Origin of the sequence: Sphingobium xenophagum (assembly GCF_002288285.1) — a bacterium.
Taxonomy (GTDB): domain Bacteria; phylum Pseudomonadota; class Alphaproteobacteria; order Sphingomonadales; family Sphingomonadaceae; genus Sphingobium; species Sphingobium xenophagum.
This window is the reverse complement of record NZ_CP022745.1, coordinates 90,428-114,953: the sequence shown is the minus strand read 5'-3', so window position 1 is coordinate 114,953 and position 24,526 is coordinate 90,428. Positions and strand designations below refer to the sequence as shown.

Below are 24,526 nucleotides of genomic sequence, written 5' to 3'. Positions count from 1 at the left end.
ATATGCGCGATGCAAAAGGGGAAGTTCATCGGTCTGCTGGCGTGTGCGTCGGCGCTGACTCTGAGTGCGTGCGGGGACAGTCCGCCGCCTGCGCCGCCGCCACCCGCCGTGGGCGTCGTAACGCTCGAGACCGGCACCGCGCCGCTGATTAATGAGCTGCCGGGACGGATCGTAGCGGTGGAAACCGCCGAAGTTCGGCCACAAATCAGCGGCGTTATCCGTCGCCGTCTGTTTGCCGAGGGCGGCATGGTGCGGGCCGGGCAATTGCTCTACGAAATCGAGGACGCCCCCTATCGCGCCGCTGTCGCGCAGGCGCAGGGTGCGCTGGCGCGGGCCAATGCGGCGATCCGGGCCACCAGCTTGCAGGCGCAGCGCTACAAGGATCTGGTCGGCATCAACGCCGTCAGCCGTCAGGAATATGACAATGCCGACGCCGCCGCGCAGCAGGCGCGCGCCGATGTTGCAGCGCAGCGTGGCGCGCTGCAATCGGCACAGGTGAACCAGAATTTCACGCGCATTCGCGCCCCCATTTCCGGTCGTATCGGCCGTTCGTTGTTCACGCCGGGCGCACTGGTGCAGGCCGGGCAGGCGGACCCGCTGGCGACGATCCAGCGCACCGACACTGTCTATGTCGATGTCACCCAGTCCGCCGCGGAGATCATCGACCTGAAGCAGGCGATGAAGAAGGGCGGCGTCAGCAGCGTGGACGGCGCGCGTATCCAGTTGCTGCTGCCCAATGGCAGCACCTATCCGATCGAGGGCCGGCTGCAATTTTCCGAAGTGTCGGTCGATCCGACGTCGGGCGCAGTGACGCTGCGCGCGACCTTCGCCAATCCCGACGGGCTGTTGCTGCCGGGCATGTATGTGCGCGCCAGGGTAGTGGAAGGCCAGCGCCGCCAGGTCATCCTGGCGCCGCAGCAGGGCATCAGCCGCGACGCGCGCGGCCGCGCGACGGCGCTGGTCGTTGGCAAGGACAATAAGGCGGAATTGCGCCAGGTAACGGTCGATCGCCCGGTGGGCGACAAGTGGATCGTTACCGGCGGGTTGAAACCTGGCGACCGTTTGATCGTCGAAGGCTTGCTCAATCTGCGCGCCGGCACGGTCGTCAAGCCCGGTGCGCCGCAGCAGGTTACCGCGTCCAACGGCGGGGCGCAGTAAATCATGGCCCGCTATTTTATCGACCGGCCCATCTTTGCATGGGTCATCGCCATCGTCATCATGCTGGCCGGTCTGCTCGCCATCAGGGCGCTGCCCGTCGCGCAATTTCCTGAAATCGCGCCGCCCACGGTCGGCATCGCAACCAGCTATCCAGGTGCCAATGCCCAGACGCTGGAAAGCACGACGACCCAGATCATCGAGCAGCAGCTCAAGGGCATCGACAATCTGCGCTATTTCTCGTCCACCAGCGATAGCGCGGGCAACCTGAACATCACGCTGACGTTCGAGCAGGGCACCGATGCGGACATCGCGCAGGTGCAGGTGCAGAACAAGCTGGCGCAGGCGACGCCGCTCCTGCCGCAGGAAGTGCAGCAACAGGGGCTGCGCGTCACCAAATCGACCGCCAGCTTCCTGATGGTGATGGCGGTCTATTCCGATGACGGCATCCATGACCAGCAGGATGCGGGCGACTTTATCGCGTCGTCGCTGCAAGATCCGATCAGCCGCGTCACCGGGGTTGGCGACACCCAGTTGCTGGGTGCGCAATATGCCATGCGGGTGTGGCTGGACCCCTACAAGATGGCCAATCTGGGCGTCACGACGGGCGACGTGAAGGCCGCGATCCAGGCGCAAAATGCGCAGGTATCGGCGGGCCAGATCGGCGGCACGCCATCGCCAAAGGGCCAGGCGCTCAACGCCACCGTCACCGCCCAGTCGCGCTTGCGTACGCCGGAGGAATTCCGCGCCATTCGCCTGCGCAGCAACAGCGACGGGTCGGTCGTCCTGCTGTCTGACGTCGCGCGGGTCGAACTGGGATCGGAAAATTACAGTTTCGGCGCGAAGTTCAACGGCCATCCGGCCGCCGGTTTCGGCATAAAGCTGGCGCCGGGCGCCAACGCGCTGGACACGGTTACGGACGTCAAGGCGCAGATCAAGACGCTGTCGAGGAATTTCCCGTCCTGGGTCAAATATGACTTCCCGGTCGACAATTCGACCTTTGTGAAACTGTCGGTCGAACAGGTTATCCACACGCTGATCGAGGCAGTGTTGCTGGTGTTCGTCGTCATGTTCCTGTTCCTTCAGAACTGGCGCGCGACGTTGATCCCCACCATTGCCGTGCCGGTCGTGCTGCTGGGATCGCTCGCGATCCTGCATGCGGCGGGCTTTACCATCAACACGCTGACCCTGTTCGGCATGGTGCTGGCGATCGGCCTGCTGGTCGACGACGCCATCGTCGTCGTCGAAAATGTCGAGCGGCTGATTCAGGATGAAGGCCTCAGTCCCAAGGAAGCGGCGAAAAAGTCGATGGACGAGATTAGCGGCGCGCTGATCGGCATCGGCCTGGTGCTGTCCGCGGTGTTCCTGCCCATGGCATTCTTTGGCGGGTCCACCGGCGTCATCTTCCGCCAGTTTTCGATCACCATCGTTTCGTCCATGATCCTGTCGGTGCTGGTCGCGCTGATCCTGACGCCCGCGCTGTGCGCCACGATCCTGAAACCGGCCCGGCATGACCATGCGACGCAGAAGGGCTTTTTCGGCTGGTTCAACCGCACGTTCGACAAGGGCGTTGTCCGCTATGGGCAGGGCGTCGAGAAGGTCGAGCGGCGCTGGGGCCGGACCATGCTGGTCTTTGGCCTGGTGACCGTTGGCATGGCGGTCATCTTCCTGCGCCTGCCGACCGGCTTCCTGCCCGAAGAGGATCAGGGCCGCATCATCAACCAGATTTCGCTGCCCACCGGCGCGACGATCGAGGAGACGGAGCGGACGCTGGACCGGGTGCGCGACTATTATCTGACGCAGGAAAAGGACAATGTCGCGGCGGTCTTTACCATTTCCGGCTTCGGCTTTGTCGGGCAGGGCCAGAATGTCGGCATCGCCTTCGTGCCGATGAAGGACTGGAAGCTGCGCAAGGGGCAGGACAACAGCGTCATGGCGATCGCCGAGCGCGCCAATGCCGCCCTGCACAAGATTTCCGCAGGCATGGTCATCGCGTTCGTGCCGCCAGCGGTGCAGGAACTGGGCAATGCGTCGGGTTTCGACTTCCAGTTGCTGGACCTTGGCAGTGTGGGCCATGAAAAGTTGCTGGAGGCGCGCAACCAGTTGCTGGGCATGGCGATGCAAGACAAGCGATTGGCGCAGGTGCGGCCCAATGGCCTGGAGGACAGCGCACAGTTGAAGCTGACCGTCGATCAGGCGGCGGCGGGTGCGCTGGGCATCGCGCAGGCGGACGTCAACGACACGATCAGCACCAATCTGGGCAGCGCCTATGTCAATGACTTCATTGATCGCGACCGGGTGAAGCGCGTGTTCGTGCAGGCCGACGCGCCGTTCCGCACCACCCCCGATTCGATCGGGGCGCTGCATGTCCGGGGCAGCAGCGGCGTCATGGCGCCCCTGTCGGCCTTCTCCACGACGGAATGGGTCACGGGTCCGGCCCGGCTGGAGCGGTTCAACGGCGTGCCGTCTATGAACATACAGGGCGCGCCCGCGCCCGGCGTGTCGAGCGGCGAGGCGATGAAGGCGATGGAGGAATATGCCGCCAAATTGCCCGCCGGCATCGGCTATAGCTGGAACGGCATTTCCTATGAGGAACGCACGTCCGGCGGGCAGGCGCCCTATGTCTATGCTCTGTCGATGCTGATCGTGTTTCTGTGCCTGGCTGCGCTGTATGAAAGCTGGTCGGTGCCGATCGCGGTGATGCTGGTGGTGCCGCTGGGCGTTTTGGGCGCGGTGATCGCGGCCACGCTGGCGGGATTGAACAACGACATCTACCTTCAGGTCGGCCTGATCACGACGATTGGCGTGTCGGCGAAGAATGCGATCCTGATCGTGGAATTCGCCGAAGAGAAGATGCGTGAGGGCATGTCGCCGGGCGCGGCCGCGCTGGAGGCAGGCAAGCTGCGTCTGCGGCCGATCCTGATGACCAGCTTTGCCTTCATCTTCGGCGTGCTGCCGCTGGCGCTGTCGACCGGGGCAGGGGCCGGTGGCCAGAATGCGATCGGCTGGGCCGTGGTCGGGGGCATGTTGTCCGCGACAGTGCTGGCGATCTTCTTCGTGCCGGTATTCTTCACCGTGGTGAAGCGGCTGTTCCGTGAACATAAGACCCATGATGCGGCGCAAGAGCAGGCAACGCCCGCCACGCCGCAGGAGGCATAAGAGATGCGTAACATCAAAGCGCTGGGCGCCATCACCCTGTCGCTGGCGCTCGCCGCGTGCGACATGGCGCCCAAATATGTGCGGCCCGCGCTGCCGGTTCCGGCGACCAGCCCGCAGGGGCCGGCCTATGGCGCGGCGGACGGGGCGGCGATCGTCCCGGCCGATACGGCATGGCGCGATTTCTTCACCGACGCGCGGCTGGCGCGGGTCATTGACACGGCGCTCGCCAATAATCGCGATTTGCGCGTCGCGCTGGCCAATGTGGAGCAGGCGCGGGCGCAATATCGGGTGCAGCGCGCCGACCTGTTGCCCGGTGTGACGGCGGGCGGCAATGCGACCTATCAGGATTCGCCCTTTTCGCTCGCCGGGTCGGGTCGGACAGACATTTATCAGGCGCAGGTCGGCATATCGGCGTGGGAAATCGACCTGTTCGGGCGGGTCCGCAACCTGAGCAAGGCCGCGCAGGAGCAATATTTCGCCAGCGTCGAAACCCGTAACGCAGCGCAGACCGCGCTGATCGCGGAGGTGGCCAATGCGTGGCTGACGATGGCGGCGGACCAGGAACGGCTGCGCATCGCCCGCGATCTGGAAAGCGCGTTCGGCAAGACGCTGGAACTGAACCGCGCGCGCTTTGCCAAGGGGATCGCGTCCGAACTGGAGGTACGGCAGGCGCAGACCAGCTATGATTCGGCACGATCGACGATCGCCGAGACGCTGACGCTGGTGGCGCAGGATCAGAATGCGCTCAATCTGCTGGCGGGTACGACGGTTCCGGCCAGCGACCTGCCCGATGCGCTGCCAGCGGCAGGCGCGACGATCGACAATCTGCCCGCCGACATATCGTCCGACGTCCTGTTGCGGCGGCCCGACATTGCGGCGGCGGAGCATCAGTTGCGCAGCGCCAACGCCAATATCGGCGCGGCGCGGGCGGCCTTCTTCCCCAATATCTCGCTGACGGCGGCGTTCGGTTCGCTGAGCCTGGGCCTGTCCAACCTGTTCGGGTCGGGCAGCCAGTTCTGGTCGGTCGCACCATCGGCTTCGCTGCCGATCTTCGACTTCGGCAAGAATAAGGGCAATCTGGCCTATGCCAGGGCGACCTATGACGCGATGCTGGCGACCTATGAAAAGAGCGTCCAGACGGGCTTTCGCGAAGTGGCGGACGCGCTGGCAAGGCGCGGGACGATGACCCAGCAGATGGAAGCCCAGACATCGCAACGGGATTCGGCGCGGGCCGCCTATACGCTGTCGGACGCGCGTTTCCGGGCCGGGGTCGATCCCTTTCTGACGACGCTGGATTCGCAGCGTGCGCTGTTCACCGCAGAGCAAAGCCTGCTGGCGACGCGGCTGACCCGTGCGACCAATATGGTCGAACTCTATCGTGCCATGGGCGGCGGCCTGAAATAAGGCGGCTTTGATCGCAAGGGGCGGAACCGATAGGGAGACTGTTCCATGACGCTAGCCACGACCCTGTTTGCTTCGCCCGTCGGCACATTGACGCTGGTGGCCAGCGACGCCGGACTGGTGGCGGTGTTGTGGGAGGATGACGATCCCGCGCGCGTGCGCCTGCCGGTGACGGCGGCACGGCCCGACCATCCCGTCCTGCGGCAGGCCGCGACGCAACTGGCGGACTATTTCGCCGGGGTGCGGCAGCATTTCGACGTGCCGCTGGATATGCGCGGCACGGCCTTTCAGCAACGGGTGTGGGCGGCCTTGCTGGCGATCCCGTTCGGGGAGACGCGCAGCTATGGCGCGATCGCCAGCGCCATCGGCCAGCCGACCGCATCGCGCGCCGTGGGGGCGGCCAATGGCCGCAACCCGCTATCGATCCTTGCGCCATGCCACAGGGTGGTGGGCAGTAACGGGGCGCTGACGGGTTTTGCCGGCGGGCTGGCCGCCAAGACATGGCTGCTGGACCATGAGCGGCAGGTTTTGGGAACATAAGGCCATAGCCTGTTGCGTCAGGGCGGCGATCTGCCTAATCTGAGGGCAACAGGAGTCATCGAAATGAACCAGCGTAACCGCTGACGCGGCACGACCTATAGCAGCGGAGCAATCCGCCCATCTGGCTCTGTTTCGAGAATATCATGCATAAATTGACCAACAAGATTTGCGTCGTCACCGGCGCTGCGCGCGGCATTGGCCGGGCGATCGCGGCGCGTTTTCATGCCGAAGGCGCGCGCGTCATCCTGACCGATATTGATGCGGGGGCCGGGGCTGCGGCTGCGGCTGAAATCGGCTGCCGCTTCATCGCACTGGATGTGCGGGAGGAGGCGGACTGGGCGCGGCTGGCCGAGGCGGTTCCTGTGATCGACGTCATGGTGAACAATGCCGGGGTGACCGGGTTCGAGCAGGGCATGGTCGCCCATGATCCTGAACATGCGACGCTGGCCGACTGGCGGGCGGTCCACCACGTCAACCTGGACGGCACCTTTCTGGGATGCCGATACGCGATCGGCGCGATGAAGGCGCAGGGCAGCGGATCGATCATCAACATTTCGTCGCGGTCGGGGCTGGTCGGCATTCCGCTGGCGGCGGCCTATGCCTCGTCCAAGGCGGCGATCCGAAATCATAGCAAGTCTGTGGCGCTCTATTGCGCGCAGCAGGGCTGGGCCATCCGCTGCAATTCGATCCACCCCGCCGCGATCCTGACGCCGATGTGGGAAAGCATGATCGGCGATGGCCCGGATCGGGAGGCGCGGATGGCGGCGCTGGTCGCCGATACGCCGCTCAAGCGGTTCGGCACGAGCGATGAAGTCGCGACGGTCGCGGTCATGCTGGCGTCCGACGAGGCGACCTATATCACCGGGACGGAGGTGAATATCGATGGCGGGCTGCTGGCGGGATCGGCCGCTGCGCCCGGCTGAGCGGGGGTTTATGCCCACGTCGCGATGGATCAGCGGGCGGCATCGCTGCGCGCTTGCATCGGCTGAGCGGATCGGGGCACAAGGGCGGCAATGTCCGTTCCCCGCCCCGCTGTGACAGCCTGTCCCGATCCATCGCCGCCTGCGACCGGGTCGACTTTCCGCATCGACGTCTGGCGCGACCTGGGTGACCGGCGGATCGCGTGCAGGATCGATGCCGGGCAGGGCGTGACGGCGTTGCTCGGCCCGTCGGGGGTGGGCAAGACGACCATACTCAACATGGTCGCCGGGCTGTTGCGGCCCGATGGCGGCCATATCCATGTGGGCGACGTGCCGCTGTTCGACGCCGCGCGGGGCATCGATGTCGCGCCGGAACATCGGCGTCTGGGCTATATCTTTCAGGACGCCCGGCTGTTCCCGCACCTGCGGGTGCGCGGCAATCTTCTCTACGGTGTGCGTCGTTCGCCCGATGCCGCCGAGGCGCTGGAGGAGATGGCCCGCTTCCTTGGCATAGCGGCGCTGCTCGACCGCTGGCCATCGACCCTGTCGATGGGGGAGGCGCAGCGCGTGGCGATTGGCCGCGCCCTGCTGACGCACCCGTCCTGCCTGTTGATGGACGAACCGCTGGCGTCGATCGACCGCGCGCGGCGCGCCGACATATTGCAGCTTGTCGAACGGTTGCGGGACGAGGTGGGCGTGCCGATCCTGTACGTCACCCACGACCTGGCGGAGGCGGAGCGCCTGTCCGCGCATATCGTCCAGATGGATTTCGAATGATGGCCGCCCGCCGGATCCAGCGCAGGAGCATGACGTGATGCTGGACCTGCCGCCCGATTACTGGCCGATCATCGCCCTGTCGATCAAGGTCAGCGCGGTTGCGGTCGGCGCGATGCTGCCGATTGCGTTCGCGCTGGCCTGGATATTGGCGCGATGGCGTTTCCCCGGCCGGATGCTGCTGGACGCGCTGGTCTATCTGCCGCTGGTGGTGCCGCCGGTCGTCACCGGGTGGCTATTGCTGCTGCTGTTCGGCGCGAACGGCCCGATCGGGCGCTGGCTGGCGGACTGGTTCGGCATCACCCTGCTGTTCCGCTGGACCGGCGCGGCACTGGCCGCCGGGATCATGGCCATGCCGCTGATGGTGCGGGCGATCCGCCTTTCGATCGAGGCGGTGGATCGACGGCTGGAAGGCGCGGCCCGGACGCTGGGGGCCGGACCGGTGCGGGTGTTCCTGACCATTTCCCTGCCGCTGTCGCTGCCCGGCGTGCTGGCGGGGGTGATATTGGGCTTTGCCCGGTCCATCGGCGAATTCGGCGCGACCATCACCTTCGTGTCCGATATTCCGGGCGAAACCCGCACGCTTCCCATCGCCATCTACGCAGCGTTGCAAGCGCCCGGCGCAGAGGCCGTGGTCACGCGGCTGGCCATCGCGTCGATCCTGCTGTCGCTGACCGCCCTGCTCTTGTCCGAAGTGCTGGCCCGGCGCATGGCGGCGGGGGTTCGAAGCTATCGGGCCTAGGCCGCCGGGATATAGGAAATTGCGTGCCCCCGGATGGGGTGGTGCACCCAAGTGGATTCGAACCACTGGCCTTTGCCTTCGGAGGGCAACGCTCTATCCAGCTGAGCTATGGGTGCATGACGCTGGCCGGTGAGCCGTGTCAGACAGGCCGCTTAGCAAAGGCCGTTCGTCCGCGCCAGCGGCAAAATCGCCGCCGGGCCATCTTATTTCGATGCTTTTTTCATCGGCTGGAATTTGCCCAGGCCACAGCTGGCCCCCGGTTGCAGGCCGGGACCATTGTTCCACAGCACGGTGATGATATCGACCGAACAGAGTTGCGACAGGCTGGTGCGGTAGGAAAAGCGCTTTTCAAAACCCAGGCTGGGGCAGCTGTTGGGCAGGGTGTTGCGGTAGATTTTATTGCCGTTCATGATGAAATCGATGGTGCGGTCATCGCGAACATTGGTCGAGCGGATCGAGGTTAGCGGAATGCAATCCATGGCCTTCGCGCCGGTCGGGACATAGGGGTCGGGCGTGGTCTTGGCGATGGCGGGGGCGGCGGCCAGGGCCAGCGCGAAACCCAAAGCGAAACGGACGGACATATATTCTCTCCTTAGAGACGTCTTTGAACGAATCGACGTCGCAGGACTGTGAAAACCGTCCTAGCCGACCGGTTCTGAACGCAGGAAGAACAAGCAGGCGTCAGGCGGGCGGCGGGGTCTTGGGCTTGAACCGGCACAGGTCGGCGACGGGGCAGCGCCAGCATTCGGGTTTGCGCGCCTTGCAGACATAGCGGCCATGCAGGATCAGCCAGTGATGGGCGTCGCGGCGGAAGGGTTGGGGGACGCGCTTTTCCAATTTCGCCTCGACCGCCAGCACCGTCTTGCCCGGTGCCAGCCCGGTGCGGTTGCCGACGCGGAAGATGTGGGTATCGACCGCGAAGGTTTCCTGCCCGAAGGCGGTGTTGACGACGACATTGGCGGTCTTGCGCCCGACGCCGGGCAGGGTGGTCAGCGTGTCGCGATCCTGTGGTACTTCCCCGCCGAAATCGCGGACCAATATGTCCGACAGGGCGATGACATTCTTCGCCTTGGTATTGAACAGGCCGATCGTGCGGATATGGGCTTTGAGGCCATCCTCGCCCAGATCGACCATCTGCTGCGGCGTCGTGACGTCTGCGAAGAGGGCGCGGGTCGCCTTGTTGACGCCGACGTCCGTGGCCTGCGCCGAGAGCGTCACCGCGACCAGCAGCTGATAGGGGTTGCCATATTCCAGCTCCGTCACGGGCGCGGGATTGGCTTCGGCCAGGCGGCTGAAAAAGTCGAAGATCTGCGCTTTGTTCATGACGATGCTCAGGGGCGTCAGAGGCCCAATACGCCCTTCATGTCGTACCGCCCGACGCTCTGGCCGATCAGCCATTGCGCGCCCTTGACCGCGCCGCGGGCGAAGATGGTGCGGTTTTCGGCGCGGTGGCCGATTTCGATCCGTTCGCCTTCGGTTGCGAAGATGACCTGATGGTCGCCCGCGACCGATCCGCCGCGCAGGGCCGCAAAGCCGATCGCGCCGCTTGCCCGTGCGCCGGTGATGCCGTCCCGACCGCGTTCGCTATGGTCGGAGAGCGTGATGCCGCGCCCGTGTGCCGCGGCCTGGCCCAGCAGCAGGGCGGTGCCGGACGGGGCATCGACCTTGTGCCGGTGGTGCATTTCGACGATTTCGATATCCCAGTCATCGCCAAGGCCCGCTGCGGCCTGTTCCACCAGCGCGGCGAGCAGGTTGACGCCAAGCGACGTGTTGCCGGTCTGGAGGACGGGGATCATTGCTGCGGCTTCGTCGATCAGGGCGTGATGGACGGCTTCAAGGCCCGTGGTGCCGATCAGGATCGGCTTGTTGGCGGCAATGCAGACATCGAGATGAACAGAGAGGGCGCCCGGTACGGAGAAGTCGATCAGCACGTCGCTGCGCTCGGCGAGCGCCAGCGGATCGGTGGTGATGGCGATGCCCGGCGCGATCTCACCCGTGCCGTCGCGGTCGGTGCCGCCCGCTATGCCAAGGCCGGCGTCCGCCGCGACCTGCGCAATGGCGCGGCCCATGCGGCCAGCCGCCCCGAAAATCCCGATAGTCGTCATGTTCGCCCCGTTCGCATCCAGTCGTAGCGGCCGATGCCAGAGCGACGGCGCTTTGTCATTATCGTTCAATAGGAGTCGCCGCCGCAGGCAATGCGCCCGGTGCCGCGATTGTCGACCGAACAGGCGGCCTTGCCAGTGACGGTGACGTCGCCGGAGCCAGTGGCGGTGATTTTGGCGGTGACGTCTGCGCTGAGGGCAATGCTGCCCGGCCCGTCATTGGCAAGGGTCGCCTGCCGCGCGCGCAGACCTTCGCCCGCGACCGCGCCGGGGCCGGAGACGCGGATATTGGCGACGCTGGTGCGCCCGGCCAGGGTCGCGCGGCCACCGCCCGCCAGCGACAGGTCGATCCGGTCGAGATCGACCGCCGCCACGCTCACATCGCCATTGCCGCCCAGCACGATGTCCCCGCGCAGCCCCTTCATCCGGCTGACCGCGACCGATCCGCCGCCGGTCAGGACGATGCGGGACAGATCGCCGGTGGAGACGCGCAGGGTCGCCGCGCCGCCGCCTTTTTCACCGGGCCGCGCGCGGGTGATGCCAATGATGAGCAGGCGGCCCGACACCGCGACGTTCAGCCGGTCGAGCAGCGCCTGATCCCCCTCCGCGCGGGCCGATGCGCCTGCGCCGGTGGTGACGATGACGTTGACCGGCGCATCGACCCGGATCGCGTCGAAGCTGGTGATGGTATAGCCGCGGGTCGCCGCCGCAGCGGGCGTCGCGATCAGGATGGTCGCGCCGATCAGGGCGCGCAGCGCGCCTCGCCCGGTCCTGTGCCACTGGTCGTACATTGCGCCTTGCCCTTCACCGTCACGTCGCCCGGCCCCATGATCCTGATAGCGACCGCGCCGTCCGACGCAAAGGCGATGTTGCCCGCGCCCAGGATCGACACTTTGGCCGTGCCCAGTTTGAGGTCGTCGGCGTCGATGTCCCCCGCGCCGGTGATGGCGAGTTGGCCTGAGTCGGCGGTGCCCGCGATCTTGACCGATCCGGCGCCGGTAATGTCGGTCTTGAGGCTGCGCAGCTTGACGGTGCCAATGGCGAAATCGCCAGCGCCGGTCAGCGACAGGTCCAGCATGTCGCCCTCCGCCCGGTCGAGCGTGAAGTCGCCTGCGCCGGTCAGCGCAGCGGCGCGGATGGCGGGCATGGTGACATGGACGGTGACGTCGCCATCGTCATTCTTGCGACCAAAGGCCCAGTTGCCGTCCGATTTGCGGCCGATCACCAGCCGGTCGCCCTTGACCGCGATGGTGAGCCTTTCGATCGCCTTGGGATCGCCCTCCGCGCGGACAGAATAGGCATCGCCGATCGTCACGGCGACATCGTCCGGGCCGGTCGCTTCGATGGCGTTGAAATCCTTGAGCGTCGACCAGTCCTGCGTCGCGCCGCCCTTTGCGGCGGGCGCGGCATCATCGGCGGGGCGCGAACAGGCGGCGGTCGACAGGGCAAGCCCGGCAAGCAGCAGAGCCGACAGGGAAGGGGAACGGGTCATCGTCATCTCCATACTGTATTGCCATTGTAATACACGCTCATGGTAGCGGTTCCAAGCCCCCTTGTTCGTCAGGCAGGATAAGGCAAGATAGAGACGAGATTAGAACGGAGTAGCACGACCATGCGCGGCCTTTCCTTCGGCATATCCCTGATCGCGTTGATGGCGGGCAGCGCCGCGCCGGCCGCGGGCGAGGGGGACAAGGGCGCGCGCTGGTGGGCGCATGTCGAGGCGCTGGCCAATGATGCGATGGAGGGGCGCGGGACCGGGACGCCGGGCTATGACCGGGCGGCGGACTATGTGATCGGGCAGTTCAAGGCGATGGGGCTGAAACCGGCTGGCACGCAGGGCTATCGCCAGCCGGTGGCGTTTGTGGAGCAGCGCATCCTGTCCGACAAGTCCAGCGCGGCGCTGGTGGGACCGCAGGGGGAGATGCCGCTGGCGGTGCCGGGTGACCTGATCTTTGGCGGTGGGGGCGGGCCGGTGCCCGAAAGCGTCGACGCGCCAATGGTGTTTGCGGGTTATGGCCTGCATCTGCCCGAAGCGGGGCATGACGATTTTGCCGGGCTGGACCTGAAGGGCAAGATCGTCGTCGTGCTGTCGGGTGGTCCGGCGACCCTGTCGGGCGCGCTCAAATCCCATGCGCGGTCGGAGCGGTCGCACTGGCTGGCGGAGCAGGGCGCGCTGGGGCTGATCACGCTGGTCACGCCCAGGCAGGTGGAGATCCCGTGGGTACGGCGGATCGCCCTGTCGGGCGCGCCCGCGCTTTATTATAGCGATGTCAGCCTGCGCGACACGCAGACGCCTTTCCTGAGCGCGCAGCTCGATCCGGCCAAGTCCGACATGCTGTTTGCCGGGTCGGGACAGGATTTTGCCGCGATCGTGGCGGCGGCGGATGCGTCCGCGCCCGTAGCGTCCTTTCCGCTGGCGCTGCGGCTGAAGGCGCAGGTGAACGCGACGCGGGCCGACCTGTCATCGCCCAATCTGATCGCGGTGCTGCCCGGTAGCGACCCGAAGCTGCGGCAGGAATATGTCGTGCTGTCGGCGCATCTGGACGGCTATGGCGTGGGCACGCCGATCAAGGGCGATGCGATCTATAATGGCGCGCTGGACAATGCGTCCGGGGTTGCGAGCCTGCTGGAGATCGGGCGCGCGCTCAAAGCCGGTAAGGTGAAGCCCAAACGGTCGATCCTGTTCGCGATCGTCACGGCGGAGGAGAAGGGATTGCTGGGCTCCCGCTATTTCGCGCGCCGCCCGCCCGTGCCGCAGAAGAGCATCATTGCGGACCTGAATTTCGACATGGCGCTGCCGATCTTTCCGCTGACCAGCGTGACGCCAATCGGCTATGACCAGAGTTCGCTGGGCAAGGATGCGGAAGCCGTGAGCGCGGCGATGAACCTGCCGATCACGCCCGACCCTTTCCCCGACCGCAACGTGTTCATCCGGTCGGACCAATATGCCTTCATCCGCGAGGGCATACCGGCGCTGTTCTTCAAATATGGGTTCAAGGCGGGGACGCCCGAAGCGACGGTAGAAAAGGCGTGGCGGGCGAATATCTACCATTCGCCGTTCGACGATCTGAACCAGCCGGTGATGCCCGCCGAAAGCGCGAAGCTGAACGACTATGTGACGGCGGTGACGCTGCGCGTGGCCAACGGGGCGGCGCGGCCGACTTGGAACGCGGACAGTTTCTTCCGGCGCTTTGCCAGGTAGCGACGGTCAGGGCGCTGGTTGCTCATACAGTTCGAGCGGCAGTCCGTCAGGGTCGGTGAAGAAGGTGAAGCGCTGGCCGGTATATTCATCGATCCGGATCGGTTCGCACGCGACCCCGGCGGCGTCGAGCCGCGCCACTTCCGCATCGATATTGGCGACGGTGAAGGCCAGGTGCCGCAGGCCGCAGGCTTCGGGGCGGCTGGTGCGGGCAGGCGGGTCGGGGAAGGAAAACAGCTCGATCTGGGCATTGCCTGCGTCAAGATCGCACTTCCAAGACTGGCGCTCGGCGCGCCAGACTTCGCGGATCACCGGCAACTGCAATATGTCGCGGTAAAAGGCGCGCGAGCGGGCATAGTCGGAACAGATGATGGCGATATGATGGATGGCGCGCATGAGGGCCTTCTATCGCAGGGGCAGGCCCGGGGGAATGGGGAATGGGGGATGGAGCGGCCTTCCTGTCGAGGGGAGCGGGGCGCTGGCCTGTGTTCGATCACTCTGGCTTGATCCCCCGGCTTCGCGCGCCTAGACCCGCGCCATGACCCAATCTTCCTATCCGGCGCTGCGGATGCGGCGCGCGCGGGCTTCGGCGTGGAGCCGGGCGATGTTTGCGGAAAATCGTCTGTCGCCCAGCGATTTCATCTGGCCCCTGTTCGTGACCGAGGGCGACGGGGTGGAGGAGCCGATCGGGGCGCTGCCGGGCGTGTCGCGATGGTCGGTGGATGGCATCGTCGCGCGGGCGCGGGAAGCGCGGGATGCGGGCATCCCTTGCCTGGCGCTGTTCCCCAATACGCAGGCCGACCGGCGCAGCGACGATGGCGCGGAGGCGCTGAACCCCGACAATCTGATGTGCCGGGCGATCCGCGCGATCAAGGATGCGGTGCCGGACATCGGCGTGCTGACCGACGTGGCGCTGGACCCCTATACCGCGCATGGGCAGGACGGGCTGCTGGACGATGGGGGCTATGTCCTCAACGATGCGACCGTCGATGTGCTGATTGGCCAGTCGCTCAATCAGGCGGCGGCGGGGGCGGACATCATTGCGCCCAGCGACATGATGGACGGGCGGGTCGGCGCGATCCGCGCGGCGCTGGAGGGCGAGGGCCATGTCAATGTCCAGATCATGTCCTATGCCGCCAAATATGCGAGCGCATTCTACGGCCCGTTCCGCGATGCGGTGGGATCGCGCGGGTTGCTGAAGGGCGACAAGAAAAATTACCAGATGGACCCGGCCAATGGGCAAGAGGCGTTGCGCGAGGTGGCGCTGGACCTGGCCGAGGGGGCAGACAGCGTGATGGTGAAGCCGGGGCTGCCCTATCTGGACATCATCGCCCGTGTGAAGGACCAGTTCGCGGTGCCGGTGTTCGCCTATCAGGTGTCGGGCGAATATGCGATGATCGAACATGCCGCCGCCGCTGGCGCGGGGGACCGCGACGCGCTGGTGCTCGAAACGCTGATGGCGTTCAAGCGGGCGGGCTGTTCGGGCGTCCTGACCTATCATGCGCTGCATGCGGCGCGGCTGCTGGGAGCTTGAGATGAGCGATTATCCGGGCGTCAGCATCGTCCCGTTCAAGGGCAAGACGCCGGTCATCCACCCCAGCGCCTTCATCGCGCCGGGATGCCGGATCATCGGCGATGTCGAGATCGGCGAGGATGCGAGCATCTGGTATAATTGCGTCATCCGCGCCGATGTGAACCGGATACGGATCGGCGCGCGCAGCAATGTGCAGGACGGCACGGTGATCCATTGCGACAGCCCCGGCGACGGGATCGACCGGCCGCTGGAAGGATGGCCGACCATCATCGGGGATGATGTGCTGATCGGCCATATGGCGATGGTGCATGGCTGCACGCTGGAGGACCGGGCGTTTGTCGGGCTGGGCGCGATCGTAATGGACGGCTGCGTGATCGAGAGTGACGGGATGCTGGCGGCGGGTGCCTTGCTGTCGCCGGGCAAGCGGCTGCCGGGGCGGCAATTATGGGCGGGGCGACCGGCCAAATATATGCGCGACCTGTCCGACGAGATGGTGAAGAAGCTGAGCGGCGGCGCGGCGCGCTATGTCGACTATGCGCGGGCGCATAAGCAGGCGGTGGACGCGGTTTAGGGCTTATATTCAATCAGTTTTGCACGGCTCCTGCTCCTCCCCTTTAAGGGGAGGTGTCGGGCCGAAGGCCAGACGGAGGGGTGTCCCGCTATCGAGAGGGTGACACCCCTCCGTCAACGCTTCGCGTCGCCACCTCCCCTTGCAGGGGAGGATCAATTTCAGGGCTGGGCCAGTTGCCCCTTGAGCGCGTCGATGCGGTCATTCTGGCTGTCGACGATGGCGAGGGCCGTGGTGCGGGCGGTGTCGAGGGCGTCGAGGCCGCCGCTTTCCTTGCCATCGGCAATGGCGCTGGTGCGATTGACATAGAGGGTGTCGAGGCTGGCGAGAGCGGAAACGCTGTCGTTACGGGCGGTTTCCAGCGCGCTGATGGCGACCTGCGCGGCAACCCAGGCGTCGCTGGAGACGGACGATCCCGATGCGGCGCGGGCGGCCTTTTCCGCTTTGGCATAGGCAGCGTCGAAGCCGGTCCGGCCGGTTTCCGCCTGCGCCGTGAAGCGGGCGATCTGCTCGGTCAACTGAGCGTCGGCGGCGACCGGGGCGGGGGGCGGCGCGGCCTGCGCGACCGGGGCGCTCTCGATCGGCCGCTTGGCGAGCGAGGGATAGGTCAGCTGTCCGCCGGTGCAGCCGGACAGGAGCAAGGCGAGATAGGGCAGCAGCCGACGGGTCATCATGAACCTGCATCTAGGGTGGCGGGTGACGGCGCGCAATGGCCCCGTCACCCGCGCACGATCATCCGCGCGGAAGGGCGGCGGCGGCGCGCGCCAGTTGCTCGATCTTCGCGCCGTCGACCGGCCCCTTGGGCACGACCCAGCTGCCGCCGACGCATTTGATGAAGGGCTGGGCCAGCCATGTCGGCGCGCTTTCCAGCGTGATGCCGCCGGTCGGGCAGAAACGGGCGGTGTGCAGCGGCGCGGCAAGCGCCTTGAGCGCGGGCAGGCCGCCCGATGTTTCGGCGGGGAAGAATTTGAAATGGGTAAGGCCCATGTCCATGCCGCGCATGATGTCGCCCGCCGTGGCGGTGCCGGGCAGGAAGGGGATGTTCGCGGCGATCGCGGCCTTGCCCAGCGGTTCGGTCAGGCCGGGGCTGACGACGAAGCGCGCGCCTGCTGCCATTGCGGCGTCGAGCTGTTCGGGATTGAGGACGGTGCCGGCGCCGACGACAGCGCCTTCCACCTGGCTCATTTCGCGGATCACGTCGAGCGCGGCGGGGGTGCGCAGCGTGACTTCGAGCGCGGGCAGGCCACCGGCGACGAGCGCGCGGGCGATGGTGAGGGCGTCCTCCACCCGATCGACCACCAGCACCGGGATCACCGGGGCCAGCTCCATCACCTGTTCGACGGTCAATTCGCTCATAATCATTGCTCCCTGAAGGCGGCGGCGGCCCCAAAAAGGCCGATTTCATCATGGACGGCCATGCGGATCGGAACGGATGCCATCAGGCTTTCGAACCGGCCCTTGGCCTTGAAACGGGTGTGGAAGCCGCTGTGCGGCAGGAAATCGCGCATCCGCTGGGTCAGGCCACCGGCCAGCACGACGGCATGGGGACCATGGGCCAGCGCAAGATCGCCCGCGACCGAGCCGTAGCAGAGGCAGAAGCGTTCGAGCGCATTGCGGGCGAAGGCATCGCTGTCATCCAGCGCCGCCTGCCACAATTCGGGGTCTTCCATCAACATCACGCGATGATGGCCGATCGTCGCCATCGCCTTGTAGATATTGTTGAGGCCGGGGCCGGACACGATCCGCTCGGTCGAAACGCGCAGGAACTTGTCGCGCAGATAGGCGAGGATTTTTTCTTCCAGACTGTCGAGCGGGGCGAAATCGAGATGGCCGCCCTCGGTCGCGATGACGTGGGGATGGCCATTGTCATAGGCGATCATCGCAACGCCAAGGCCGGTGCCGGGGCCAAGAATGGTGACACCGCCATCGCGGGGGAAGGGGCGATCCTCGCCGAACAGCAAGGGCAGATTGTCTTGCGGAAGGCGAGAGACGGCATGGGCGACCGCTTCGAAATCATTGACCAGCTTGACCGTGCGAACGCCCAGATCCTCGGCCAGCGTATCGGCGCGGATGACCCAGCTGGAGTTGGTCAGCTTGATGACGTCGCGGCCAATGGCGGTGGCGAAGGCGATGGAGACGGCGTCGGGCAGGTCGCCCGCGTCGCTATCCGCCTCATCCTGCGTGAAGGCGGCCCAGCAGGATTGCAGGCTGGAATAGTCGGCGACCTTATATTTGCGCACCGTGCCGAGCGTCGGCACGCCGCTTTCATCGAGCGAGGCGCGCGCGAAGCGGGCGTTGGTGCCGCCAATGTCGGCAGCGACGATGTTGGTCATCAGGGCATCCTATCATTATGTCCGTCATGCCAGCGCAGGCTGGCATCCCTCTTCCTTTGCGTAGCGCAAGCAGAAGAGAGATCCCGGCGTTGGCCGGGATGGCGGTGGAGATTATAGTTCGGCTTCCATGGCGGCGAGAATGGGGGACGCCCCCTGTTCGGCCAGGTCGCTATGATGGCGGAACAGGGCGAACAGTTCGCGGCCCGTGTCATAGGGCGGGGGCGGCGCGGCGGGGATGTCGCGCGCGTCCCAGGTTGCAGCGTCGACCAGCGCGTCGATAGCGCCGCTCTGCGCGCAGACCCGGACGAGATCGCCGTCGCGCAGCTTGCCGATGGGGCCGCCGCCCAAGGCTTCGGGCGAAAGATGGATGGCGGCGGGCACCTTGCCGGATGCGCCGGACATGCGCCCGTCGGTCACCAGCGCGACCTTGAACCCGCGATCCTGCAGCACACCAAGCGCAGGGGTCAGCTTGTGCAGTTCGGGCATGCCGTTGGCCTTTGGCCCCTGGAAGCGGACGACGACGACGACGTCGCGTTCCAGTTCGCCCGCCTTGAAGGCGCGCAGGACGTCGTCCTGATCGTGGAATATCGCGGCTGGCGCTTCGATGGTCCAGAGCGCGGGATCGACGGCGCTGACCTTCATGACGCAGCGGCCCAGATTGCCCGCCAGCAGCTTCATGCCGCCATCGGCGCTGAACGGATTGGCAACGGGGCGTAGCATGTTTTCATCGCGCGAGGCGGGGACGTCGCGCCACTGGAGCGCTTCATTTTCCAGCACGGGTTCCTTGCCATAATCGGTGAGGTCGCCGCGTGCGACGGTCATGATGTCGCGATGGAGCAGGCCATTGTCGAGCAGTTCGCGGATGATATAGCTCATGCCGCCAGCGGCGTGGAAATGGTTCACGTCGCCCGAGCCATTGGGATAGACGCGGGCGAGCAGCGGGACGGCATCGGAGAGTTCGGCGAAATCGGTCCAGTCGATGCTGATCCCGGCGGCGCGGGCGATGGCGGGCAGGTGGATGGCATGGTTGGTCGATCCGCCGGTCGCCATCAGGCCGATGATGGCATTGACGATCGCCTTTTCATCGACGCAGTGACCCAGGGGACGATAATCGTCATTTGGTTGTCCGTCTTTGGCCCAGCCGATCGACGCCAGCCGGTGAGTCGCGGCGCGGGTAAGTTCCTGACGCAGCTTCGTGCCGGGATTGACGAAGGCGGCGGCGGGCATGTGGAGGCCCATCACTTCCATCATCATCTGGTTGCTGTTCGCCGTGCCGTAGAAGGTGCAGGTGCCAGCGCCGTGATAGCTGGCGCTTTCGGATTCGAGCAGTTCGTCCTTGCCCACTTTCCCTTCGGCATAAAGCTGGCGGATGCGGACCTTTTCCTTGTTGGCAAGGCCGGAGGGCATCGGCCCGGCGGGGATCAGGATGGTGGGCAGATGGCCAAAGCGCAGCGCGCCGATCAGCAGGCCCGGCACGATCTTGTCACAGATGCCGAGCAGGGCGACGCCTTCGAACATGGCGTGGGACAGCGAGATGGCGGTCGACAGCGCGATCGTGTCGCGGCTGAAGAGCGAAAGGTCCATGCCCGCCTGCCCCTGGGTCACGCCGTCGCACATGGCGGGCACGCCGCCCGCCACCTGAGCCGTGGCGCCGACTTCGCGGGCGGCCAGCTTGATCGCTTCGGGATAGCGGCCATAGGGCTGATGCGCCGAGAGCATGTCGTTATAGGCCGTGACGATGCCGATATTCATCGCCGCGCCGGTGCGGATGACCGGCTTGTCCTCGCCACTGGCAGCAAAGGCATGGGCGAGGTTGCCGCAGCTTAGCTGATCGCGGTTGGTGCCAGCGTCGCGGCCACGCTCGATCAGGTCGAGATAGTGGCGGCGGCTCTTGGCGCTGCGCTTTACGATGCGTTCCGTCACCTTGGCGATGATGGGGTTCAGTTCAGTCATGCCAGCTGGCTCCGTCACGTTCGATAAGGGCAATGGCCGAGGATGGACCCCAGTTCCCGGAAGAATAGGGGGCGGGTTTCATATTGGCTTCCTTCCACCCGTCGATGATCGAATCGATCCAGGTCCATTGCGCCTCCACCTCGTCACGGCGGACGAACAGGGTGGGATCGCCGGCCAGAAGATCGAGGATCAGCCGTTCATAGGCGATGCGGCGGCGCTGCCCGGCAAAGGCGGCGGTCAGCGAGACGTCGAGCGTCACTTCGTCGAGATGCACCTGCCGTTCGAGGCCGGGCCGTTTCGACATGATGGTCAGGCGGATATATTCTTCGGGCTGGAGGCGGATGACCATCGTGTTGGATTCAAGCCCCGATCCATGGCCGTCCCGTCCGAAGATGGAGTGCCGGACCGGCTTGAACTGGATCATGATTTCGGACTGGCGTTCCGGCATCCGCTTGCCGGTGCGCAGGTAGAAGGGGACGCCCTGCCAGCGCCAATTGTCGATATAGGCCTTTACCGCGACGAAGGTTTCCGTGGTCGATGGCTTGCCCAGTTCGTCGGCATAGCCGGTGACGATCTGGCCGCCCACGGCGCCCGGCGTATATTGGCCGCGCACACTATGCGTCTTGACGGTTTCGGCGGTCATCGGGCGCAGCGAGCGCAGCGCCTTCACCTTTTCATCGCGCACCGCGGTCGGGTCCATGCGGGCGGGCGGCTCCATGGCGATGATCGACAGAATCTGGAGCATATGGTTCTGCACCATGTCGCGCAGCGCGCCGACGCCGTCATAATAGGAGACGCGGCCTTCCAGGCCCACGGTTTCGCCGACAGTGATCTGGACATGGTCGATGCCGGTCGCGTTCCACAAGGGTTCGAACATCAGATTGCCAAAGCGCAGCGCCAGCAGGTTCTGGACGGTTTCCTTGCCCAGATAATGGTCGACGCGGAAAATCTGATCCTCTTCGAACAGCGCGCCGATGCCGTCATTGACCTGCTTGGAGGAAGCCAGATCCTTGCCGATCGGCTTTTCCATCGCGATCCGGGTGAGCGGGGTGATGAGGCCGGCGTCCGCCAGACCCTGCGCCGTGGGGGCGAACAGCGATGGCGGGGTGGAGAGATAGACCGACAGGCCGCGTTCCAGCCGCCCGTCGATCCGATCGGCAAGGGCGGCGAACTGGGTCGCATTGCCTGCCTCCACCGGCTGATAGCAGATCATCGCGCGGAAGGTGGCGGCGACTTGGCTGTCATAGCGGTCGGCCGCCAGAAACTGGCGCAGCGCCGCATCGACATCGTCGCGGAAGGCGTCATCGTCCAGTTCCGACCGGCCGGAGGCGACGATCAGAAAATCGTCGGGCAGCAGCCCGTCGGACAGGAGGTTATAGAGCGAAGGGAAGATCATCCGTCGCGCGAGATCCCCCGTAGCGCCGAATAATAGGAACGTAGCAGATGATTCGGCCAAAGGATGGTCCTTTTCCGTTGAACATATCTATATCTGCACGATGACGCCCTTATAGCGCGCGCGGATGATAGCGCAAGGAGGCTATCGTCCCGGCGGCGATGCTGCAACGGCTTGCTATCGCATGGTGAAAGTCTGGCGGGCGTGGCGCTTTGGGCGATGATTATGGCCCGGACTGATTTTCGGCTGGACGAGGGAGCCGGATTTTGTCATTTGGCGGCTCCCAGGCCGTGCGGGCGTGGTGAAACTGGTAGACGCGCCGGACTCAAAATCCGGTTCCGCAAGGAGTGTCGGTTCGATTCCGACCGCCCGCACCATTTTTTGGCCGGACTTTGTTTCCGACATTGCAATTCAGATCGAAGTGCATCCTTCCATGGAAGGGCAGGGCGGTTGCATATGACTTTCCGCTATCCATCCAACGTCATGCTGAATTTATTTCAGCATCCATCTGCCCCACAGGCCGCCGCTCGTAAGGAGAAATGGATCCTGAAACGAGTTCAGGATGACGATGAAGGAGGAGGCAGTTCATATGCGAAAAGCCTGCCCTTGCAGAGGAGGATTTCCAGCGTTCAACGCCTGCCTTGCGCCTGAAACCATGGCACCATCCGGGCGATGGCATCCTCTACCCGGTCGGTGGAGACGGCGAAGCTGAAGCGGATGAAGTGGTGTCCTTCGGCCGGATCGAAATCTATGCCGGGCGCGGTGGCGACGCCGGTGTCCTGTAGCAGGCGGTGGCAGAAGGCCAGGCTGTCGTCGGTCAGATGGCTGATGTCGGCATAGAGATAGAATGCGCCATCGGGCGGCGCGATGCTGGCGAGGCCGAGCGCGGGCAGGGCGTCGAGCAGCAACTGGCGGTTGCGGCGGTAGGTGGCGACATGGCCGTCCAGTTCGATGCTTTCCTCAAACGCCTGCAGCCCGGCCTGCTGGGCCAGGACCGGGGGCGTGAGGAACAGGTTGCCCATGCGGGCGCGGGCGGCGTCGATCAGGACAGGCGGCACGACGATCCAGCCCAGGCGCCAGCCGGCCATGCTGAAATATTTGGAGAAGCTGTTGACGATGATCGCGTCGGGCGCGAATTCCAGCATCGAGCGGGCCGGGTCGCCAAAGGACAGGCCGTGATAGATTTCATCCGAGACGATGGCGATGCCGCGCGCGGCGCAGGTCGCGGCGATGCGGGCCAGTTCGTCGGCGGGGATGATGGTGCCGGTGGGGTTGGCCGGGCTGGCCACGATGAGGCCGTCGGGCGCTGGATCAAGCGCGGCGAGCGCGTCGGCGCTGATCTGATAGCGTTCCGCCGGACCGCAGGCGACCTCCACGGGGGAGAGATAGAGCGCCTTGAGCGTGTTGCGATAGGCGACATAGCCGGGGCGGGCGGTGGCGACGCGCGCGCCGGGCGCGAACAGGCTGGTCAGTGCAAGGACCAGGCCGGGGGACGCGCCGCAGGTGAGCAGGATGCGTTCGGCATCGATGGCGAGACCATAGCTGTCGCGATAATGGCGGGCGATCCGGTCCTTGAGCGGCTGGCTTTCCCAATAGCCCATCGGGTCGGTGTCCAGCACATGATGGGCCATGGCGATGGACGCGGCCGGTGCGCCGGTGGAGGGCTGGCCAAATTCCATGTGAAGGATGGAGCGGCCCGCCGCTTCGAGCCTGTGGGCTTCGCGGCTGATGGCGATGGCGTGGAACGGGTCGATGCTGGCGATCATGCCGCCTGCCTAGAGGGGGCGGGGCCGGGCTGCAACCTTGGCGGGTGGCGCGGCGTTGGGGCGGGATGGATGAGGCTGTGCTGACGGGGCTGCAATATTATGGCGCGGCGGCGGCGACGCTGGCGGCGTTGCTGGTGTCGCTCAACATCGGGCGGCGCGTGACCGGATGGGCGTTCGTACTGTTCGTCACCAGCTCGATCGCGCTGATCCTGTGGGGGTTTCTGGCGCAGGACAGCGAGGGGATAGGCTGGCAGAATGTCGCCATGCTGGGCATCAATATGGTCGGCGTCTGGCGCTACCTGCTGTCCTCGCACAAGCCGCGGGATTAGCGGGCAGGTTGCGGGAGGTGGGGGAGGATGGGTCGCCTAAGGGGGATTGGCGACGTTCTGTTGTCGAGGGGCTAAGGCTCGTAAGCGGACGTTGCCTTCTCAACGAAACGGCTCCAGAACGAACGCATGGCGCAGACCCAACATACGTTCAGCAATAAGAAGGACGGCCCAATCTACATATCGGTCGAACCTTGGCCTCAATGCTTCGAACTGGAACCGGGCGATAAGCTCACGTTGAAATGGGATGCCGATGATAGCGGCGATGCGATGCAGATCGATTTCATAAACGAGCGCGAGCTTGTCGTGTGGCCCAACGGCAAAATCGATGATATAGAGTATCTTTTCAACGGCGATCCGGGCGAAGATCGAAGCTGGACCTTCAAGCACAGATAAGCAAGGACGCTTCGCCTAATGACTGCTCGTTGGACGCGCGCGATCTGCCGCTGTTGTCGCCAACGGTCGTTCCCGATCATCCTCCCCTGTAAGGGGAGGTGGATGGCCGTAGGCCAGACGGAGGGGTATCAGCCTCTCGATAGGGCGACACCCCTCCACCACTTCGTGGTCCCCCTCCCCTTGCAGGGGAGGAATTTCCGGGCGCTTCTGGTCGCTTGCAGACTGGCGCTCTTTTTCGGGCGCCCTTCGTCGTCGGCCTTGAACC

At 65.4% G+C, this 24,526-nt stretch carries 24 protein-coding genes and 2 tRNA genes; 13 read left to right on the top strand and 13 right to left on the bottom strand.

What is annotated here, in order from left to right:
* Positions 1-9 precede the first annotated feature (9 nt).
* The 7 genes from CJD35_RS00590 to modB all read left to right on the top strand — a co-directional run bounded on the left by CJD35_RS00590 (position 10) and on the right by modB (position 8,691).
* Positions 10-1,158 (top strand): efflux RND transporter periplasmic adaptor subunit, encoded by a 1,149-nt coding sequence (locus tag CJD35_RS00590; RefSeq protein ID WP_026002585.1) that lies wholly within the window; start codon positions 10-12, stop codon positions 1,156-1,158.
* Positions 1,159-1,161: 3 nt separating this feature from the next.
* Positions 1,162-4,314 carry an efflux RND transporter permease subunit gene (locus CJD35_RS00585; protein ID WP_017184197.1) on the top strand — a complete coding sequence of 1,051 codons (3,153 nt, stop codon included), beginning with the start codon at positions 1,162-1,164 and terminating at the stop codon, positions 4,312-4,314.
* A gap of 3 nt (positions 4,315-4,317) precedes the next feature.
* Positions 4,318-5,718, top strand: coding sequence for an efflux transporter outer membrane subunit (locus CJD35_RS00580; protein ID WP_017184196.1), 1,401 nt, complete (start codon positions 4,318-4,320; stop codon positions 5,716-5,718).
* A gap of 45 nt (positions 5,719-5,763) precedes the next feature.
* Positions 5,764-6,255 carry a methylated-DNA--[protein]-cysteine S-methyltransferase gene (locus CJD35_RS00575; protein ID WP_017184195.1) on the top strand — a complete coding sequence of 164 codons (492 nt, stop codon included), beginning with the start codon at positions 5,764-5,766 and terminating at the stop codon, positions 6,253-6,255.
* Positions 6,256-6,398: 143 nt separating this feature from the next.
* Positions 6,399-7,178: an SDR family NAD(P)-dependent oxidoreductase gene (locus tag CJD35_RS00570; RefSeq protein WP_017184194.1), complete on the top strand. Its 780-nt coding sequence runs from the start codon at positions 6,399-6,401 to the stop codon at positions 7,176-7,178.
* A 90-nt stretch (positions 7,179-7,268) separates the two neighbouring features.
* Positions 7,269-7,952, top strand: coding sequence for an ATP-binding cassette domain-containing protein (locus CJD35_RS00565; RefSeq protein WP_017184193.1), 684 nt, complete (start codon positions 7,269-7,271; stop codon positions 7,950-7,952).
* Between the two features lie 37 nt (positions 7,953-7,989).
* A complete protein-coding gene (gene modB, locus CJD35_RS00560) occupies positions 7,990-8,691 on the top strand; it encodes a molybdate ABC transporter permease subunit (RefSeq protein WP_017184192.1) in 702 nt (233 codons plus the stop codon).
* Positions 8,692-8,730: 39 nt separating this feature from the next.
* Here the strand turns inward: modB and CJD35_RS00555 are convergent.
* The 6 genes from CJD35_RS00555 to CJD35_RS00530 all read right to left on the bottom strand — a co-directional run bounded on the left by CJD35_RS00555 (position 8,731) and on the right by CJD35_RS00530 (position 12,297).
* Positions 8,731-8,807 (bottom strand) — tRNA-Arg (locus CJD35_RS00555).
* An 87-nt stretch (positions 8,808-8,894) separates the two neighbouring features.
* The gene (locus CJD35_RS00550) at positions 8,895-9,272 is read right to left on the bottom strand and encodes a hypothetical protein (RefSeq protein ID WP_017184191.1); all 378 of its coding nucleotides are present in this window, start codon (positions 9,270-9,272) and stop codon (positions 8,895-8,897) included.
* Between the two features lie 100 nt (positions 9,273-9,372).
* Positions 9,373-10,014: an endonuclease III gene (nth, locus tag CJD35_RS00545; RefSeq protein ID WP_017184190.1), complete on the bottom strand. Its 642-nt coding sequence runs from the start codon at positions 10,012-10,014 to the stop codon at positions 9,373-9,375.
* Between the two features lie 17 nt (positions 10,015-10,031).
* Entirely contained in the window at positions 10,032-10,796 is a 765-nt protein-coding gene (dapB, locus tag CJD35_RS00540) for a 4-hydroxy-tetrahydrodipicolinate reductase (protein WP_026002583.1), read from the bottom strand.
* Positions 10,797-10,861: 65 nt separating this feature from the next.
* A complete protein-coding gene (locus tag CJD35_RS00535) occupies positions 10,862-11,584 on the bottom strand; it encodes a GIN domain-containing protein (RefSeq protein ID WP_095686736.1) in 723 nt (240 codons plus the stop codon).
* Positions 11,536-12,297: a head GIN domain-containing protein gene (locus CJD35_RS00530; RefSeq protein ID WP_017184187.1), complete on the bottom strand. Its 762-nt coding sequence runs from the start codon at positions 12,295-12,297 to the stop codon at positions 11,536-11,538. Before CJD35_RS00530 ends, CJD35_RS00535 begins: the two co-directional genes overlap by 49 nt.
* 108 nt (positions 12,298-12,405) lie before the next feature.
* Between CJD35_RS00530 and CJD35_RS00525 the strand changes: the two genes are divergently transcribed.
* Positions 12,406-13,995 (top strand): M28 family metallopeptidase, encoded by a 1,590-nt coding sequence (locus tag CJD35_RS00525; protein WP_017184186.1) that lies wholly within the window; start codon positions 12,406-12,408, stop codon positions 13,993-13,995.
* Positions 13,996-14,001: 6 nt separating this feature from the next.
* On the opposite strand, the gene gloA2 is transcribed toward CJD35_RS00525, so the two are convergent.
* Complete coding sequence (gloA2, locus tag CJD35_RS00520) at positions 14,002-14,388, bottom strand: SMU1112c/YaeR family gloxylase I-like metalloprotein (RefSeq protein ID WP_017184185.1); 387 nt, start codon at positions 14,386-14,388, stop codon at positions 14,002-14,004.
* Positions 14,389-14,530: 142 nt separating this feature from the next.
* On the opposite strand from gloA2, the gene hemB reads away from it, so the two are divergent.
* Positions 14,531-15,526: a porphobilinogen synthase gene (gene hemB / locus CJD35_RS00515; protein WP_017184184.1), complete on the top strand. Its 996-nt coding sequence runs from the start codon at positions 14,531-14,533 to the stop codon at positions 15,524-15,526.
* Position 15,527: 1 nt separating this feature from the next.
* Positions 15,528-16,097 carry a gamma carbonic anhydrase family protein gene (locus CJD35_RS00510; protein ID WP_026002582.1) on the top strand — a complete coding sequence of 190 codons (570 nt, stop codon included), beginning with the start codon at positions 15,528-15,530 and terminating at the stop codon, positions 16,095-16,097.
* A 158-nt stretch (positions 16,098-16,255) separates the two neighbouring features.
* Here the strand turns inward: CJD35_RS00510 and CJD35_RS00505 are convergent, their stop codons facing one another.
* From CJD35_RS00505 to zwf, 5 genes are all read right to left on the bottom strand, one after another.
* Positions 16,256-16,768 (bottom strand): hypothetical protein, encoded by a 513-nt coding sequence (locus CJD35_RS00505; RefSeq protein WP_017184182.1) that lies wholly within the window; start codon positions 16,766-16,768, stop codon positions 16,256-16,258.
* Between the two features lie 58 nt (positions 16,769-16,826).
* Complete coding sequence (gene eda, locus CJD35_RS00500; RefSeq protein ID WP_026002581.1) at positions 16,827-17,450, bottom strand: bifunctional 4-hydroxy-2-oxoglutarate aldolase/2-dehydro-3-deoxy-phosphogluconate aldolase; 624 nt, start codon at positions 17,448-17,450, stop codon at positions 16,827-16,829.
* A gap of 2 nt (positions 17,451-17,452) precedes the next feature.
* On the bottom strand, positions 17,453-18,427 hold the full coding sequence (gene glk, locus CJD35_RS00495; protein ID WP_017184180.1) for a glucokinase: 975 nt from the start codon (positions 18,425-18,427) through the stop codon (positions 17,453-17,455).
* 111 nt (positions 18,428-18,538) lie between these two features.
* On the bottom strand, positions 18,539-20,380 hold the full coding sequence (gene edd, locus CJD35_RS00490; RefSeq protein WP_017184179.1) for a phosphogluconate dehydratase: 1,842 nt from the start codon (positions 20,378-20,380) through the stop codon (positions 18,539-18,541).
* Entirely contained in the window at positions 20,373-21,836 is a 1,464-nt protein-coding gene (zwf, locus tag CJD35_RS00485; RefSeq protein WP_026002580.1) for a glucose-6-phosphate dehydrogenase, read from the bottom strand. The genes edd and zwf overlap by 8 nt, the downstream gene beginning before the upstream one ends.
* 229 nt (positions 21,837-22,065) lie before the next feature.
* On the opposite strand from zwf, the gene CJD35_RS00480 reads away from it, so the two are divergent.
* Positions 22,066-22,150: transfer RNA gene (locus CJD35_RS00480), tRNA-Leu, on the top strand.
* 252 nt (positions 22,151-22,402) lie between these two features.
* Here the strand turns inward: CJD35_RS00480 and CJD35_RS00475 are convergent.
* On the bottom strand, positions 22,403-23,539 hold the full coding sequence (locus CJD35_RS00475; RefSeq protein ID WP_017183672.1) for a pyridoxal phosphate-dependent aminotransferase: 1,137 nt from the start codon (positions 23,537-23,539) through the stop codon (positions 22,403-22,405).
* Between the two features lie 65 nt (positions 23,540-23,604).
* Here CJD35_RS00475 and CJD35_RS00470 point away from each other — a divergent pair, with 65 nt between their 5' ends.
* Together CJD35_RS00470 and CJD35_RS00465 are read left to right on the top strand one after the other, a co-directional pair.
* Positions 23,605-23,868 (top strand): hypothetical protein, encoded by a 264-nt coding sequence (locus CJD35_RS00470; RefSeq protein ID WP_017183673.1) that lies wholly within the window; start codon positions 23,605-23,607, stop codon positions 23,866-23,868.
* Between the two features lie 126 nt (positions 23,869-23,994).
* The gene (locus CJD35_RS00465) at positions 23,995-24,261 is read left to right on the top strand and encodes a hypothetical protein (protein WP_017183674.1); all 267 of its coding nucleotides are present in this window, start codon (positions 23,995-23,997) and stop codon (positions 24,259-24,261) included.
* Positions 24,262-24,526: the final 265 nt, after the last annotated feature.